The organism is Streptomyces sp. NPDC030809 (genome assembly GCF_055572195.1).
The window spans coordinates 422,043-437,103 of record NZ_JBVIDV010000003.1; the positions used below are offsets into that span (position 1 = coordinate 422,043).

At 74.3% G+C, this 15,061-nt stretch carries 15 protein-coding genes and 1 tRNA gene; 7 read left to right on the plus strand and 9 right to left on the minus strand.

The window, feature by feature from the left end; translation table 11 throughout:
* Positions 1–25: 25 nt before the first annotated feature.
* The 6 genes from ACZ407_RS06630 (at position 26) to ACZ407_RS06655 (ending at position 7,611) form a co-directional block, all read left to right on the plus strand.
* Positions 26–943: an amidohydrolase family protein gene (locus ACZ407_RS06630; protein WP_468126069.1), complete on the plus strand. Its 918-nt coding sequence runs from the start codon at positions 26–28 to the stop codon at positions 941–943.
* 72 nt (positions 944–1,015) lie between these two features.
* Positions 1,016–1,777 (plus strand): response regulator transcription factor, encoded by a 762-nt coding sequence (locus ACZ407_RS06635; RefSeq protein ID WP_468126030.1) that lies wholly within the window; start codon positions 1,016–1,018, stop codon positions 1,775–1,777.
* A gap of 104 nt (positions 1,778–1,881) precedes the next feature.
* Complete coding sequence (locus ACZ407_RS06640) at positions 1,882–3,360, plus strand: sensor histidine kinase (RefSeq protein WP_468126071.1); 1,479 nt, start codon at positions 1,882–1,884, stop codon at positions 3,358–3,360.
* A 25-nt stretch (positions 3,361–3,385) separates the two neighbouring features.
* On the plus strand, positions 3,386–4,684 hold the full coding sequence (locus ACZ407_RS06645; protein ID WP_468126032.1) for a bifunctional glycosyltransferase family 2/GtrA family protein: 1,299 nt from the start codon (positions 3,386–3,388) through the stop codon (positions 4,682–4,684).
* A complete protein-coding gene (locus ACZ407_RS06650; protein WP_468126033.1) occupies positions 4,681–6,831 on the plus strand; it encodes an ArnT family glycosyltransferase in 2,151 nt (716 codons plus the stop codon). Before ACZ407_RS06645 ends, ACZ407_RS06650 begins: the two co-directional genes overlap by 4 nt.
* A gap of 117 nt (positions 6,832–6,948) precedes the next feature.
* On the plus strand, positions 6,949–7,611 hold the full coding sequence (locus tag ACZ407_RS06655; protein WP_468126034.1) for a TetR/AcrR family transcriptional regulator: 663 nt from the start codon (positions 6,949–6,951) through the stop codon (positions 7,609–7,611).
* 29 nt (positions 7,612–7,640) lie between these two features.
* Here the strand turns inward: ACZ407_RS06655 and ACZ407_RS06660 are convergent, their stop codons facing one another.
* Together ACZ407_RS06660 and ACZ407_RS06665 are read right to left on the minus strand one after the other, a co-directional pair.
* Positions 7,641–9,143 carry an MDR family MFS transporter gene (locus ACZ407_RS06660; RefSeq protein ID WP_468126073.1) on the minus strand — a complete coding sequence of 501 codons (1,503 nt, stop codon included), beginning with the start codon at positions 9,141–9,143 and terminating at the stop codon, positions 7,641–7,643.
* A 79-nt stretch (positions 9,144–9,222) separates the two neighbouring features.
* Complete coding sequence (locus tag ACZ407_RS06665) at positions 9,223–9,642, minus strand: MarR family winged helix-turn-helix transcriptional regulator (RefSeq protein WP_468126035.1); 420 nt, start codon at positions 9,640–9,642, stop codon at positions 9,223–9,225.
* A gap of 137 nt (positions 9,643–9,779) precedes the next feature.
* Between ACZ407_RS06665 and ACZ407_RS06670 the strand changes: the two genes are divergently transcribed.
* Positions 9,780–9,974 carry a hypothetical protein gene (locus ACZ407_RS06670; RefSeq protein ID WP_468126037.1) on the plus strand — a complete coding sequence of 65 codons (195 nt, stop codon included), beginning with the start codon at positions 9,780–9,782 and terminating at the stop codon, positions 9,972–9,974.
* A gap of 24 nt (positions 9,975–9,998) precedes the next feature.
* Here the strand turns inward: ACZ407_RS06670 and ACZ407_RS06675 are convergent, their stop codons facing one another.
* The 7 genes from ACZ407_RS06675 to tadA all read right to left on the minus strand — a co-directional run bounded on the left by ACZ407_RS06675 (position 9,999) and on the right by tadA (position 14,870).
* Positions 9,999–10,955 (minus strand): hypothetical protein, encoded by a 957-nt coding sequence (locus ACZ407_RS06675; RefSeq protein ID WP_468126039.1) that lies wholly within the window; start codon positions 10,953–10,955, stop codon positions 9,999–10,001.
* A 62-nt stretch (positions 10,956–11,017) separates the two neighbouring features.
* Entirely contained in the window at positions 11,018–11,863 is an 846-nt protein-coding gene (locus tag ACZ407_RS06680) for an RNA polymerase sigma factor SigF (RefSeq protein WP_468126041.1), read from the minus strand.
* A gap of 254 nt (positions 11,864–12,117) precedes the next feature.
* Positions 12,118–13,059 (minus strand): RNA polymerase sigma factor SigF, encoded by a 942-nt coding sequence (locus ACZ407_RS06685; RefSeq protein WP_468126042.1) that lies wholly within the window; start codon positions 13,057–13,059, stop codon positions 12,118–12,120.
* A 198-nt stretch (positions 13,060–13,257) separates the two neighbouring features.
* Positions 13,258–13,419: a hypothetical protein gene (locus ACZ407_RS06690; protein ID WP_468126043.1), complete on the minus strand. Its 162-nt coding sequence runs from the start codon at positions 13,417–13,419 to the stop codon at positions 13,258–13,260.
* Between the two features lie 432 nt (positions 13,420–13,851).
* Complete coding sequence (locus ACZ407_RS06695; protein WP_468126045.1) at positions 13,852–14,142, minus strand: hypothetical protein; 291 nt, start codon at positions 14,140–14,142, stop codon at positions 13,852–13,854.
* An 87-nt stretch (positions 14,143–14,229) separates the two neighbouring features.
* Positions 14,230–14,314: transfer RNA gene (locus ACZ407_RS06700), tRNA-Ser, on the minus strand.
* Positions 14,315–14,441: 127 nt separating this feature from the next.
* On the minus strand, positions 14,442–14,870 hold the full coding sequence (gene tadA / locus ACZ407_RS06705; RefSeq protein ID WP_468126046.1) for a tRNA adenosine(34) deaminase TadA: 429 nt from the start codon (positions 14,868–14,870) through the stop codon (positions 14,442–14,444).
* Positions 14,871–15,061: the final 191 nt, after the last annotated feature.

Here is a 15,061-nt window from a genome sequence, read left to right on the forward strand (position 1 = left end):
GGCCGGGGCGGCGGAGGCGGCCGGGGTGGCCGGGGTGGGCGAGGAGGCCGCCCGCCGCACCGCGGCTGCCGTGCGGGCCTTCCGGGAGCGGATCGGCCTGCACGCCGGGCTGGTGGACGTGCACACGCACTTCATGCCGGAGCGGGTCCTCGCGAAGGTGTGGGACTACTTCGACGCCGCCGGCCCGCTCACGGGCACCGCGTGGCCCATCACGTACCGGCACGAGGAGGCCGAACGGGTGGCGCTGCTGCGGCGGTTCGGGGTGCGCGCCTTCACCGCGATGCTGTACCCGCACAAGCCCGCGATGGCCGCCTGGCTGAACTCCTGGGCGGCCGACTTCGCCGCCCGCACTCCCGACTGCCTGCACACCGCGACCTTCTTCCCCGAGGACGGGGCCGAGCGCTACGTGCGCCGGGCCGTCGAGGCCGGTGCCCGCGTGTTCAAGGCGCACGTGCAGGTCGGCGGCTACGACCCCGGGGACGAGCGGCTGGACCCCGTCTGGGGGCTGCTGGCCGAGGCCGGGATCCCGGCCGTCGTGCACTGCGGCTCCGGCCCGGCGCCCGGCAAGCACACCGGCCCGGGCCCGATGGCCGCCGTCCTGGCCCGGCACCCGCGGCTGCCGCTCGTGGTGGCCCACATGGGGCTGCCCGAGTACGGGGAGTTCCTCGCGCTCGCCGAGCGGTACCCGCAGGTCCGGCTGGACACCACCATGGCCTTCACGGACTTCGCCCGGCGGCTGGGGCCGTTCCCGCCGCAGGAGCTGCCCCGGCTGGCGGACCTCGGGGACCGGATCCTGCTCGGCACCGACTTCCCGAACATCCCCTACCCGTACGAGCACCAGCTCGACGCGCTGGAGCGGCTGGGCCTGGGCGAGGACTGGCTGCGGGCGGTCTGCCACGACAACGGCGCCCGGCTCTTCGGCCTGCCGGCCGGGCCCGACTGAGCCGGGCGCTTTCTCAGGAGATTCACAGACAGGGACAAGGGGCCTCTCAGCGGCCGCGGCCAGCCTGGGGCCATGACCGCTCCCACGACTTCCCCGTACCAGGCCCGCACCGGCACGCCGACCGCGCTCGTCCGGCCCGACGGCGGGCCCTGCCGGGTGCTGGTGGTCGACGACGAGGCCGCCCTGTCCGAGCTGCTCTCCATGGCCCTGCGCTACGAGGGCTGCGAGGTGCGCAGCGCCGCCGACGGGGCCTCGGCGATCCGGGCGGCCCGGGAGTTCCGGCCGGACGCCGTGGTCCTCGACATCATGCTGCCCGACATGGACGGGCTGTCCGTGCTCGGCCGGGTGCGGCGGGAGCTGCCGCACGTTCCCGTGCTGTTCCTGACCGCCAAGGACTCGGTCGAGGACCGGATCGCGGGCCTGACGGCCGGCGGGGACGACTACGTGACCAAGCCCTTCAGCCTGGAGGAGGTCGTGGCCCGGCTGCGCGGGCTGATCCGGCGCTCCGGGGCGGCCGCGGCGGCGCGCGGGGACTCCCTGCTCGTGGTCGGCGACCTCACCCTCGACGAGGACAGCCACGAGGTGACCCGGGGCGGGCAGGAGATCCACCTGACCGCCACCGAGTTCGAGCTGCTGCGCTACCTGATGCGCAATCCGCGGCGGGTGCTCAGCAAGGCGCAGATCCTGGACCGGGTCTGGTCGTACGACTTCGGCGGCCAGGCCAACGTGGTCGAGCTGTACATCTCCTACCTGCGCAAGAAGCTGGAGAACGGGCGCAGCCCGATGATCCACACCCGGCGCGGGGCCGGATACCTGATCAAGCCGGGGGAGTAGTGCCGCGCGGTTCCCGTCCCGGCCGGGGGCTGCGTTCCGGATGCGGCCTGCGTCCCGGCCGGCGGCCGCGGGCGCGCCGCCGGCCCTGGTCGCTGCGGACCAGGCTGGTGGTGTCCGCGGTACTGCTGATCGGGGTCGTCGGCACCTCGATCGGGACCGTCACCACCCTCGCGCTGCGCCAGTACCTGGTGAGGAAGCTCGACGAGCAGCTCGGCACCGCCGTGGACATGGCCGTCCGCGGCCCCGGCGGGCGGTTCGGCGGGGACGGGCCGGAGCCGCTGGGCGTGGTGCTGGCCCCCGGCACTCCCGTGGGCACGGTCGGCGTACGGCTGGACAGCCGAGGCCAGGTGCTGGCCACCGCCCGCAGCACCGCCGCCGAGCAGCCGGGCGGCGGCCACCGCGCCCCGCTGACCGCCGCGCAGAGCCGCGACCTGGCGGCCCTCGCCGCGAAGGCCCGGGGGCACGTGGTCGATGCCGAGCTGCCGGGGCTGGGCGCGTACCACGTGCTGGCCGGACCCGACGGGGGCCTGGTGGTCGGGGTCCCGCTGGCCGGTGTGGCCGGGACCGTGAACACGCTGATCCTGGTGGAGGTGTGCGTCACCGCCGCCGGGCTGATCGCGGCCGGGCTGGCCGGGCAGGCCCTGGTCGGGGTGGCCCTGCGGCCGCTGCGCCGGGTCGCCGCCACCGCCACCCGGGTCTCCGAACTCCCGCTGCACAGCGGAGAGGTGGCCCTGCACGAGCGGGTGCCCGAGGCCGAGGCGGATCCGCGTACCGAGGTCGGGCAGGTCGGCGCCGCGCTCAACCGGATGCTGGGGCACGTCGGTTCGGCGCTCGCGGCCCGGCAGGAGAGCGAGATGCGGGTCCGGCAGTTCGTCGCGGACGCCAGCCACGAGCTGCGCACCCCCCTCGCCTCCATCCGCGGGTACGCCGAACTGACCCGGCGCGGCTGTGAGGAGCCCGGCCCCGACACCCGGCACGCCCTGGGCCGCATCGAGTCCGAGGCGACCCGGATGACGGGGCTCGTCGAGGACCTGCTCCTGCTGGCCCGGCTGGACGCCGGCCGCCCGCTCTCGCAGGAGCCGACCGACCTGGTCCCCCTGGTGGTGGACGCGGTCAGCGACGCGCGGGCGGCAGGCCAGGGCCACACGTGGCGGCTGGAGCTGCCGGAAACCCCCGCGGATCCGGCGGAGGACTCCCCTGCCGTGGTGCAGGCCGATCCGGCGCGCCTCCACCAGGTGCTGGTCAACCTCCTGGCCAACGCCCGTTCCCACACGCCTCCCGGGACCACGGTCACGGCGCGTGTTTCACGTGAAACATCGACCGGACAGGTGCGGCTGGAGATCGAGGACGACGGTCCCGGCATCCCGCCCGAGCTGCTGCCGCACGTCTTCGAGCGCTTCGCCCGGGGGGACGCCTCCCGGTCCCGGCACGCCGGATCGACGGGCCTGGGGCTCGCCATCGTCTCGGCCGTGGTCTCCGCGCACGGCGGCCGGGTCGGTGTGCGCAGCGCCCCCGGCAGCACCTGCTTCCAGGTCAGCCTGCCACCCTCACAGGGCGGCCACAGGCACGCCACACGGGCGTGACAGCGCGGCTCGCGAGGGTCGGGGCATGCCAACCGACATCTCCCCCGGAACCCTTCCGGCCCGCGCGCCGCTGGCGGTCACCGCAGCCGCGCCGGGCGGTCCCGGTGCGCAGCAGCCCGTCCTCGACGTGGTCATCCCCGTCTACAACGAGGAGGAGGACCTCGGCCCCTGCGTGCGGCGGCTGCACGAGCACCTGTCCCGCACCTTCCCGTACGCCTTCCGCATCACCGTCGCCGACAACGCGAGCACCGACCGCACCCCGGAGGTGGCCGCGGGGCTCAGCGCCGCGCTGCCGGGGGTGCGGGTGCACCGGCTGGAGCTGAAGGGCCGCGGCCGGGCCCTGCGGACCGTGTGGTCGCAGTCCGAGGCCCCCGTCCTCGCGTACATGGACGTGGACCTGTCCACCGACCTCAACGCGCTGCTGCCGCTCGTCGCCCCGCTCATATCCGGCCACTCGGACCTGGCGATCGGGACCCGGCTGGCCCGCTCCTCGCGGGTGGTGCGCGGCCCCAAGCGCGAGTTCATCTCCCGGGCCTACAACCTGATCCTGCGGTCCTCGCTCGCCGCCCGGTTCAGCGATGCCCAGTGCGGGTTCAAGGCGATCCGGCGGGAGGTGGCCGAGCGGCTGCTGCCGCTGGTGGAGGACACCGGCTGGTTCTTCGACACGGAGATGCTGGTGCTGGCCGAGCGGGCCGGGCTGCGCATCCACGAGGTGCCCGTGGATTGGGTGGACGATCCGGATTCCACCGTCCGCATCCTGCGGACGGCCGCCGAGGACCTCAAGGGCGTGTGGCGGGTGGGCCGGGCCCTGTCCGTGGGGGCGCTGCCCCTGGACCGGCTGGCCCGGCCCTTCGGAGACGACCCCCGCGACCGGGCACTGCCCGGGGTGCCGGGCGGGCTGGCCCGCCAGTTGGTCGGCTTCTGCGCGGTCGGGGCCCTGTCCACCCTCTGCTACCTGGCCCTCTACTCCCTCTTCCGGCTCGGCGCCGGGGCCCAGACCGCGAACGCGGCGGCCCTGCTGCTGTCCGCACTGGCCAACACCGCCGCCAACCGCCGGTTCACCTTCGGGGTGCGCGGCCGGGACCGGGCGGTGCGCCACCAGGCCCAGGGCCTGGTGGTGTTCGCCATCGGGCTGGCCCTGACCAGCGGCTCCCTCGCCGCCCTCGGCGCGGCCACCGCCGATCCCGCGCACTCCGCCGAGCTCGCCGTGCTGATCACCGCGAACCTCGCCGCGACCGTGCTCCGCTTCCTGCTCTTCCGCGCCTGGGTCTTCCCCGACCGGCGCGCGGCCGGGCAGCCGTCCGACCCGAAGGACCCCCGATGACCACGGCCGCCCCCCTTCCGTACGCCGTCCCCGCCGCGCCCCCGTACGCGGCCGCCGCCCGGCCCCGCTGGGAGCGGCCCGCGCTGGCCGCCCTGCTGCTCGGCACCGCCCTGCTCTACCTCTGGAACCTGAGCGCCTCCGGCTACGCCAACTCCTTCTACTCCGCCGCCGTACAGGCCGGTTCGGAGAGCTGGAAGGCCTTCTTCTTCGGTTCCTCCGACGCCGGGAACTCCATCACCGTGGACAAGCCGCCGGCCGCGCTGTGGCCGATGGCCCTCTCGGTCCGCCTCTTCGGACTGGGCTCCTGGCAGATCCTGGTGCCGCAGGTGCTGATGGGCGTGGGCACCGCCGGGGTGCTGTACGCCTCCGTGCGCCGCCAGTTCGGGGCGGCCGCCGGGCTGATCGCCGGCGCGGCCTTCGCGCTCACGCCGGTCGCCGCGCTGATGTTCCGCTTCAACAACCCGGACGCGCTGCTCACCCTGCTGCTGACGGTCACCGTGTACTGCGTCCTGCGGGCCCTGGAGGGGGCGCGGACCGCGTGGCTGGTGTGGGCCGGGGTGGCGGTCGGCTTCGCCTTCCTCACCAAGACCCTCCAGGCCTTCTTGATCCTGCCGCCGCTCGCGGTGCTGTACGCGGTGTGCGCCCCGGCGCGGCTGCCGCGCCGGCTGGGCCAGTTGCTGCTGTCCGGGGTGGCGGCGGTCCTCGCGGGCGGCTGGTGGGTGGCCGTGGTCGAGCTGTGGCCCGCTGCCTCGCGCCCGTACATCGGCGGCTCGCAGAACAACTCCTTCCTGGAGCTGACCCTCGGCTACAACGGGCTCGGCCGGATCAACGGCAACGAGACCGGCAGTGTGGGCGGCGGGGGCCGGGGCGGCGGTCCGGGCGGCGGCGGGGGCGGCTGGGGCGAGACCGGGATCGGCCGGATGTTCTCCGACACCATCGGCGGCCAGATCGCCTGGCTGCTGCCGGCCGCGCTGGTGCTGCTGGTGGCGGGCCTGGTCGTGACCTGGCGGGCGAAGCGGGCGACGGACTCCCTGGAGTCGATGGCCCGTGCGGCCTTCCTGGCCTGGGGCGGGGCCCTGCTGATCACCCTGGCGGTGTTCAGCTTCATGCAGGGGATCTTCCACGAGTACTACACGGTGGCCCTGGCCCCGTACGCGGCCGCGCTCGTCGGCATGGGGGCGGCCGTGCTCTGGGAGGAGCGCGGCACCCGGGCCGCGGCGGCCACCCTCGCGGGCACGGTCGCGCTGACCGCCTGGTGGTCGTACGTCCTGCTGGACCGGGCCGAGGGCTACCTGCCCTGGCTGCGCTGGGCGGTGCTCGCGGCGGGTCTGGCGGCGGCGGCCGGGCTGCTGGTCCGGCGGCTCGCGCTGTGGGCGGCCGGGCTGGGGCTCGCGGCGGCCCTGGCGGGCCCGTTCGCGTACTGCCTGACCACGGTCTCCGAGGGCCACGCGGGCTCGATCGTGACGGCCGGCCCCGCGGTCGCGGGCGGCATGGGCGGCCCGGGCGGCCGCGGGATGCGCCTGCCGGCGGGCGCCGAACTCCCCCAGGGCCTCCCGCCCTTCCCGGGCGGCACGGGCCCCGGCGGCACGGACGGCACGGGCGGCCCGGGGCAGGGCCGGGTGCAAGGAGGCGGACCCGGCGGCGCCGGTCCGGGCATGCCCGGCGGTACGGGCTCCCCGCGCGGTACGGACGGCGGACGCGGTCCCGGCGGCGCGGGCGGCGGCCGGACCGGCGGCGGCCCCGGCGGCCTGCTCGGCGGGACCAGCGTGGGCAGTGCGGTACGGCAGGCCCTCCGGGCCGGTGCCGGAAGCCACACCTGGGTGGCCGCCACCACCGGAGCCCAGAACGCGGCCGCCTACCAGCTGGCCACCGGCCACGCCGTGATGCCCGTCGGCGGGTTCAACGGCAGCGACCCCTCGCCCACCCTGGAGCAGTTCAAGGCGTACGTCGCCCAGGGCCGGATCCACTACTACATCGGAGGCGCCGGCGGCGGGACGGGCGGGATGGGCGGGCCGGGCGGCGGCACCAGCTCCGCCATCGCCGCCTGGGTCGCGGAGCACTTCACGGCGAAGACCGTCGGGGGCAGCACGCTCTACGACCTGACGGCCCCGAAGTCCGCGAACTCCCGACCCGCCGGGCACATCTGAGGCCCCCTCCGGGCGGTCTCGGGGAAACGCACCCCGCTTCCCCGAGACCGCATAGCATCAAGGGGGCGGACCGGGCATTCCGGGCCCGCCCGCCCGCCGGATGACAGAGGGTGCCTCATGGTGACTGGTGCCGACCCCGCGAAGACCGACGGCTGCCCGCGCGCCAGCGTGTGGCTGGTGCCCCGCACCCACGGGAGCAGACGCCGCAGCGAGCAGCCGGCGGGACTGGACCGGGACAAGATCACGGCGGCCAGCGTCCGGCTGCTCGACGCCCACGGCCTGGCCCGCTTCTCGATGCGCCGCCTGGCCGCCGGGCTCGGCGTCACCGCGATGTCCCTGTACTGGTACGTGGACACCAAGGACGACCTGCTCGAACTCGCCCTGGACGCGGCCCTGGGCGAGCCCCCGCTGTCCGATCCGCTGCCGGACCCGGCGGCCGCCCCGGACGGCTGGCGCGGCCTGCTGCGCGCCCTGGCCTGCGGGTACCGGCGGCTGCTCGGCGTGCACCCGTGGGTCTCCCCGCTGGCCGCCGCGTTCCCCAACATCGGCCCGCACGCCCGGGCCTTCGACGCGTCCGTCCAGCGGGCCCTGCACGCCACCGGGCTGCCCGCGGCCGGCCGGGCCGGGGCGCACCTCGCGGTCTCGCAGTTCCTGCACGGCTGCGGCAGCCTGCGCCAGGCCCCCGAGGGCGATTTCCACTTCGCCCTGGAGGTCCTGGTCTCCGGCATCGCGGCCCAGGCCGCCACCGCCTCCGCCTCAGCCACCGCGGCCCGCCTGTAGCCGCCGGCCCACGCCCCTCGGCCGCCGGCTCACGCCTTCGACTTGAGCGCGACCTCCTTGATGAACACGACCAGGACCAGGGCGAGCACTGCCGTCGGGGCCGCGTACAGGAAGACGTCGCCGACGCCGTGCCCGTACGCCGACTCGACGACCTCGCGGAACGGCGCCGGCAGCTTGTCGAGGTCGGGGATGCCGCCCCCGCCGGTGCCCCCGTGGCCGAGGGCGGCGGCCTTCGGGCCGAGCGCGGCCAGGCCGTCCTGCACGTGGTGGGTGACCCGGGTGGCCATGACCGCGCCGAGCGCCGAGACGCCCATCGCGCCGCCGAGCGAGCGGAAGAAGGTGACCACGGAGCTGGCCGCGCCCAGGTCCTCGGGCGCCACCTGGTTCTGGGTGGCCAGCACGAGGTTCTGCATCATCATGCCGAGGCCCAGCCCGGTCAGCGCCATGAACAGCGCGATGTGCCAGTACTCCGTGTCGTACCGCAGGGTGCCGAGCAGGCCCAGGCCCGCGGCCAGCAGGACCCCGCCGGACACCAGCCAGGCCTTCCAGCGGCCGGTCTTCGTGATGATCTGGCCGGAGACCGTGGAGGAGACGAACAGGCCGCCGATCATCGGGATGGTGAGGATGCCGGACATGGTCGGCGACTCCCCGCGGGCCAGCTGGAAGTACTGGCTGAAGAAGACCGTGCCCGAGAACATCGCGATGCCGACGAAGAGCGAGGCGGCCGAGGCCAGGCTGATCGTCTTGTTGCGGAACAGCCGCAGCGGGATGATCGGGTCGCTCGCCCGGGACTCCACGAGCACGAAGACCAGGCCCAGCGCCAGCGCACCGCCGGTCATCGCCCAGGTCTGCCAGGAGATCCAGTCGAACGAGTCGCCGGCCTGGGTGACCCAGACGAGCAGCAGGGAGACGGCGGCGCTGATGAAGAAGGCGCCCGCCCAGTCCACCTTCACGTCCCGCTTCACCACGGGCAGCTTCAGGGTCTTCTGCAGCACGACCAGCGCGATCACGGCGAAGGGCACGCCCACGTAGAAGCACCAGCGCCAGCCGAGCCAGTCGGTGTCGGTGATGACCCCGCCGAGCAGCGGGCCGCCGACGGTGGCCACGGCGAAGACGGCGCCCAGGTAGCCGCTGTAGCGGCCGCGCTCGCGCGGGGAGATCATCGCGGCCATCACGATCTGGGCCAGGGCGGAGAGCCCGCCGACGCCGATGCCCTGCACCACGCGGCAGGCGATGAGGGTGCCGGTGTTCTGGGAGAGTCCGGCGACCACCGAGCCGAGTACGTAGATGACGAGCGATATCTGGACCAGCAGCTTCTTGCTGAACAGGTCGGCGAGCTTGCCCCACAGGGGGGTGGCCGCGGTCATCGAGAGCAGCGCGGCGGTGACCACCCAGGTGTAGGAGGACTGGGTGCCGCCCAGGTCGCTGATGATCTGCGGCAGGGCGTTGGAGACGATCGTCGAGGACAGGATCGCGACGAACATGCCGAGCATCAGCCCGGACAGGGCTTCCATGATCTGGCGGTGGGTCATGGGGGTCGCGTCGGACGGGCTCTCCGACGGGCCGCCCCGCACCCCGGCGGGTGTGGCTGTAGCCATGTGTTTCCTTAGGTCAGAAGCTTGATCGGAGCCGGGCGAGCAGGGCGCTGAGCGTGTGGACGTCCTCGGCGGGCCAGTCCGCGAGTACGCGGGCCAGCGCGGCCGAGTAGCCCGCGCCGAGGGAGTCGAGCAGGGCCCGCCCGGCCGGGGTGAGCCGCAGGATGCGGCACCGCCCGTCACCGGGATCGGCGGCGCGCTCGATCCAGCCGTGCTCGGCCACGTGGGCGACGTGCCGGCTGGTCACCGAGATGTCGACGCCCAGCAGGGCGGTCAGCCGGCTCATCCGCATCTCGCCGTGGCGGCCCAGCACGGCCAGGACGGCGGCCGGGCCGGAGGGGCAGTCGGCCGGCAGGGTCCGGGCGAGCTCGCGCTTGACCACGCCGACCGCGGAGAGCTGCCGGGCCAGTTCCTCGTACACGGCGGCACCTCCCATTCTCGTTGCTTCAGGCAACCGTAAGGTTGATGGTTGTTACAGGCAAATGAATCTGGTCAGGTTGCGGTAAAGGAAGGGGAAAGGATGCCCGGGTGCAGGCTTGGGCCCGGAGCGGGGCGTTCGCTAGGGTCCCGTCCATGGCACACAACACCCCGGGCCCCGAGGGCAACTACGACCCCGCGGGCAGCACCCAGATGTTCCGCGCCTTCGTCGACGAGGGCGAGCCGCACCGCCCCGTGGCCGCGCAGTCCGGCCCGCGCGTGGGCCTGATCCTCGGCGTCGTGGCCGCGCTCGGGGTCCTCGCGGGCGTGGCCTGGCTCGCCCTGTCCTGACCCCGTGCTCCGCGGCCGGCGGGGTCAGCGCCAGGTGGCGGTGACCCCGCGGGTCTCGATGTGCATGCCGAGCGGGACCCGCCAGGCCTCGATGCACACCGTGTAGGTCTTCTTCTTCCGCGAGCGCGCGCCGACCGGTGCGGGCAGCGGCTGGGACGTGGTGATCGTCGCCCAGTCGATGCCGAGTGCGCCGATGACGTGCGTCGCGAACTCCACCGTTCCCGAACGCACCGCGGTCCCGCCGGTGTTGCGGAAGGCCACGGTCACCTCCTCGCACCAGCGCTGCTCCCCGGGGGAGCGCTGCGGGGTCCCGAGCACGAGCCGGGCCGGTCCCGGTGCGGGGGTGGGGGTGCCGGTGCCTCCGGCCGCCCCGCCCGAAGTGCCACCGGATCCGCCGCCCGCGGAGCCTCCACCGCTCCCGCCCGAGCCGCCGCCCGCGGCCGAGCCGCCGGTGCTCGTACCGCCCGCGGCCGTACCGCCTCCCGTGCCGGTGCCTCCCGAGCCGCTGCCGCCCGTAGCGGACCCCGTACCGCCGCCGGTCCCGCCCGCACTGCCCGCACTGCCCGCACTGCCCGTTCCGCCCGAGGAGCCGGTCCCGCCGCTGTCCGTCGCGCCTCCGGAGCCGCCCCCCGTCGCCGTGCCCCCCGTCGCCGTGCCGCCGGTGGCCGCCGTACCGCCCGGGGAGCCGCCCGTGGCCGCGCCGGCGCCACCCGAGCTGCCGACCGCGCCTCCCGTCGCCGGGTCCGGTGCCCCCGGGGCGGCCGAGCCGCCTCCGCCGCCCGGAGGGGTGGCGCCGGGCAGGGGCTGGAGTTCGGTGCGGCCGCGCGGCGGTACGAGCTGTCCTGCGGCCCGCTCGCCGGCCGGGCCGGCCGCGCCCACGGCCGCGTAGCCCGCGGGTCCGGAGCCGCCGCAGGCGGTCAGCGCCGCCCCCAGGGACAGCGCAGCCGCCGCGGCGGTCGCGTACAGGGTTCCCCTTCGCATCGCGCCAGTGTTCCTGACGCTCCGTCAAATAGGAAGGAGGGGTGCGTGGATCGCCCCTCGGGTCAGTCGCCGATCAGGCCCTGGCGGAGCTGGGCCAGGGTGCGGGTCAGCAGCCGGGAGACGTGCATCTGCGAGATGCCGACCTCCTCGCCGATCTGCGACTGGGTCATGTTCGCGAAGAACCGCAGCATGATGATCTGGCGTTCCCGCGGCGGGAGTTTGGCCAGCAGCGGCTTCAGCGACTCGCGGTACTCGACACCTTCGAGCGCGGTGTCCTCGTATCCGAGCCGGTCCGCGAGGGAGCCCTCGCCGCCCTCGTCCTCGGGGGACGGGGAGTCGAGCGAGGAGGCGGTGTACGCGTTGCCGACCGCGAGGCCGTCGACGACCTCCTCCTCGGACACGCCCAGCACCGCGGCGAGTTCGGTGACCGTCGGCGAGCGGTCCAGCTTCTGGGCCAGCTCGTCGCTCGCCTTGGTCAGCGCCAGCCGGAGCTCCTGGAGGCGCCGCGGGACGCGCACCGACCACGAGGTGTCGCGGAAGAAGCGTTTGATCTCGCCCACGACCGTCGGCATCGCGAAGGTCGGGAACTCCACTCCGCGTTCGCAGTCGAACCGGTCGATCGCCTTGATCAGCCCGATCGTGCCGACCTGGACGATGTCCTCCATCGGCTCGTTGCGGCTGCGGAAGCGGGCGGCCGCGTACCGCACGAGCGGGAGGTTCAGCTCGATCAGCGTGTCGCGTACGTACGCCCGTTCGGGGCTGTCGGCGTCGAGCGCGGCGAGCCTGAGGAACAGGGAGCGGGAGAGGGTGCGGGTGTCGATGGCTTCCGAGCGGTCGAGTACAGCCGGCGCCGGTGCCTCGCTCTTGACGAGCGTGAGCACCTCGGAGCTGCCCTGTTCTGCGGACATGCCACCCCCTTGTGGTCGCGGACGGTCGCGTCGGGCGCGCCCGTCGGAGGAACGCAGCCTCCACCTGAATACCGGAGGCAGGGCTGCGTCAAACGCGGTTCCAGCAGAATGTCACATGTCGGCAACACGCTGTAGCGCCAAGTCGACATATCTGTGCAGCGACAGGACGGAATGGGCCGGATCTGTCGGGAAACGAGCGGAGTGGTCACCACTCGATTCAGCTACTCCTCGATCCTGCTTGCGGATTGCCTCGACTACGCCTCGATCCGGTTGGCGGACCGGAGCCGGGCGAAACTCCGGGCGAGCAGCCGGGAGACGTGCATCTGCGAGACCCCCAGTTCCGCGCTGATCTGCGATTGCGTCAGATTGCTGTAGTAGCGCAGCAGCAGGATCCGCTGCTCCCGCTCGGGCAACTGGACGAGCAGGTGGCGGACGAGGTCGCGGTGCTCGACCCCGGCGAGCTCGGGGTCCTCGTATCCGAGCCGGTCGAGCAGCCCGGGGAGCCCGTCGCCCTCCTGGGCGGCCTCCAGCGAGGTCGCGTGGTACGAGCGTCCGGCCTCGATGCAGGAGAGCACCTCGTCCTCCGAGATCCGCAGCCGCTCGGCGATCTCCGGGGTGGTGGGGGTCCTCCCGTGGGCCGTGGTGAGGTCCTCGGTGGCCGCGTTGACCTGGACCCACAGCTCGTGCAGCCGGCGCGGCACGTGGACCGTGCGGACGTTGTCGCGGAAGTACCGCTTGATCTCGCCGACCACGGTGGGCATCGCGAAGGTCGGGAACTGCACCCCGCGGTCCGGGTCGAAGCGGTCGATGGCGTTGATGAGCCCGATCGTGCCGACCTGGACCACGTCCTCCATCGGCTCGTTGCGGCTGCGGAACCGGGCGGCCGCGTAGCGGACCAGCGGGAGGTTGGCCTCGATCAGGGCGCTGCGGACCCGGCGGTGCTCGCCGGTGCCCGGCTCCAGGTTCTTCAGCTCGGCGAAGAGCACCTGGGTCAGGGCCCGGGTGTCGGCGCCCCGGGTGCTCTGCCGGCGGGCCGGGAAGGGCGTTGCACGGGCGGCGGGGGCGGTCGGGGGGTCGGCCGGGGTCCCGGAGGGTCCGGCGGGCCCGGAAGGCGCGGAGCGGGCGACAGGAGCGGCGGGAGCGGCGGAGGGCTCGTCCTGCTGGGGCGGCACCTGAGGCGTTGTACTGGCCGGCACGGTCACGCCACCCCTTCAATGTCGATCAACTATCCGTCAAAAGCGGTCATAGCATCACAAGACATGTGCACTGTGTGCAAGCACCGTATATCGCCGTGTTGAGGGCAAGTTGGGCGGTTCGGCGGCCCGGGAATGCAGAAGGCCCCCCACCCGTCGGATGGAGGGCCGGAAGACCGGAAACCGCGTCAGCGTACGGGTTCAGCGCACCAGTTCGGTCATGAACTCGCCAATGCCCTTGGCCGCATCGGAGATGCCCTGGAAACCTATCTGGACGAAATCGGCGGACTTGGCCGGCTGGGTGATGATCGTGTAGAGCACGAAGACCACGAGGGCGCCCATGGCAAATTTCTTGGTGTCCATGATCGGTTTTCGGCCTCCCCTGCCGGTTCACGCGAGTCGCGCGAGTCTATCCGGTCGGCTCAAGGCGCTCACCCGGTCTTTATGGACCAATGACCTGCCGGTACGGGCCCTTTGCCGCTCCTTTCGCGGGGCTGGGAAGCGCAGGATTGAACACGAGCCCACCGGTTCTGGCAGGAAACCGGAGGGCGGAGGGACTGGGCCTCACTGCGGGGCCCGAGCCGCAAGCTTCCCCCCTGACTGCGGCCCGGGCTGGCAGGTCCGTCCACATCGGGGGAAGCGGCTTGTCCCCCCGATGCCGCTTCCCCCGTCCCGCACGGAGGAAGGCCCCGATCCCCCCTGGTCGGGGCCTTCTGCGTGCCCGCGTACGGGAGCCGGCCGGGGGAGCCCCGCGGGCGGGTCCGGAGGTCCGGGTCCGGGCCGGGGGCCGTCGCGCTACTCGAAGGCGCCGAGCAGGCCCAGGACGGGCGCGGCGGGGGCGATCACGGGTTCCAGCTGGTCCGGCAGCGCCATCAGCTGGTTGAGCTCGTTCAGCTTGTTCAGGCCCTGGCTGACCTGCTGGATCTCGGGCCGGGCGGCCGCCGGCATCTCCGGCACGGCGCCGGCCGGGAGGAGCTCCTCCACCGGCAGCGGGGCGAGGGTGGCCGCGGAGGCGGCCGGGGCGGCGAGGCCCGCGGCGGCGCCGGCGAGGGCGACGGCCGCGAGGATGCGCTGGGTCTTGGTCATGCCGTGACAACGGCCGAGCCCGCGGCCGGTCACGGCGGGCATGCACGAGAGCCCCGGTTCGTACGAACCGGGGCTCTCGGTGAAGAGCGGTAGTGGAGGGATTTGAACCCCCGATGGGTTGCCCCATACTCGCTTTCGAGGCGAGCTCCTTCGGCCACTCGGACACACTACCGGGAGAGATCCTAGCCCAAGGTGTCCACTGCTTTGCAACTCCGGCCCGCGTGGCCCTGCTCACGCGCGGTCTCCGGCCCCTCCCGGAAGGCCTCCGCCGGGCCCGGAACGCGGCCGGAAAGCCGGGCTCACAGCTCGCGGAAGAAGGCGCTGAGCTGCTCCGCGCACTCCTCGCCCAGCACGCCCGTGATCACCTCGGGGCGGTGGTTGAGCCGCCGGTCCCGTACGAGGTCCCAGAGCGAGCCGGCGGCGCCCGCCTTCTCGTCCAGCGCCCCGTAGACGACCCGGTCCACCCGGGACTGCACGAGGGCCCCGGCGCACATCACGCACGGTTCCAGGGTCACCACCAGCGTGCACCCGGTCAGCCGCCACTCCCCGCGCTCCGCCGCGGCCCGGCGCAGGGCCAGGACCTCGGCGTGGGCCGTCGGGTCCCCGGTCAGCTCGCGTTCGTTGTGCCCGGTGGCCAGCACCGCGCCGGTGGCGTCGAGCAGGACGGCCCCGACCGGAACGTCACCCGTCCGGGCGGCCTGCGCGGCCTCGTCCATCGCGAGGCGCATCGCCTTCCGCCAGGGATCGCGTACCGGATCGGGCGCGGGCGGGGGCGAGACCGAGGCAGGGGACGGGGACGCCGGCGGGGCGGGGGACACGGCCGCGGGGGGGGGGGGGGGGGGGGGGGGGGGGGGGGGGGGGGGGGGGGGGGGGGGGGGGGGGGGGGGGGGGGGGGGGGGGGGGGGGGGGGGGGGGGGGG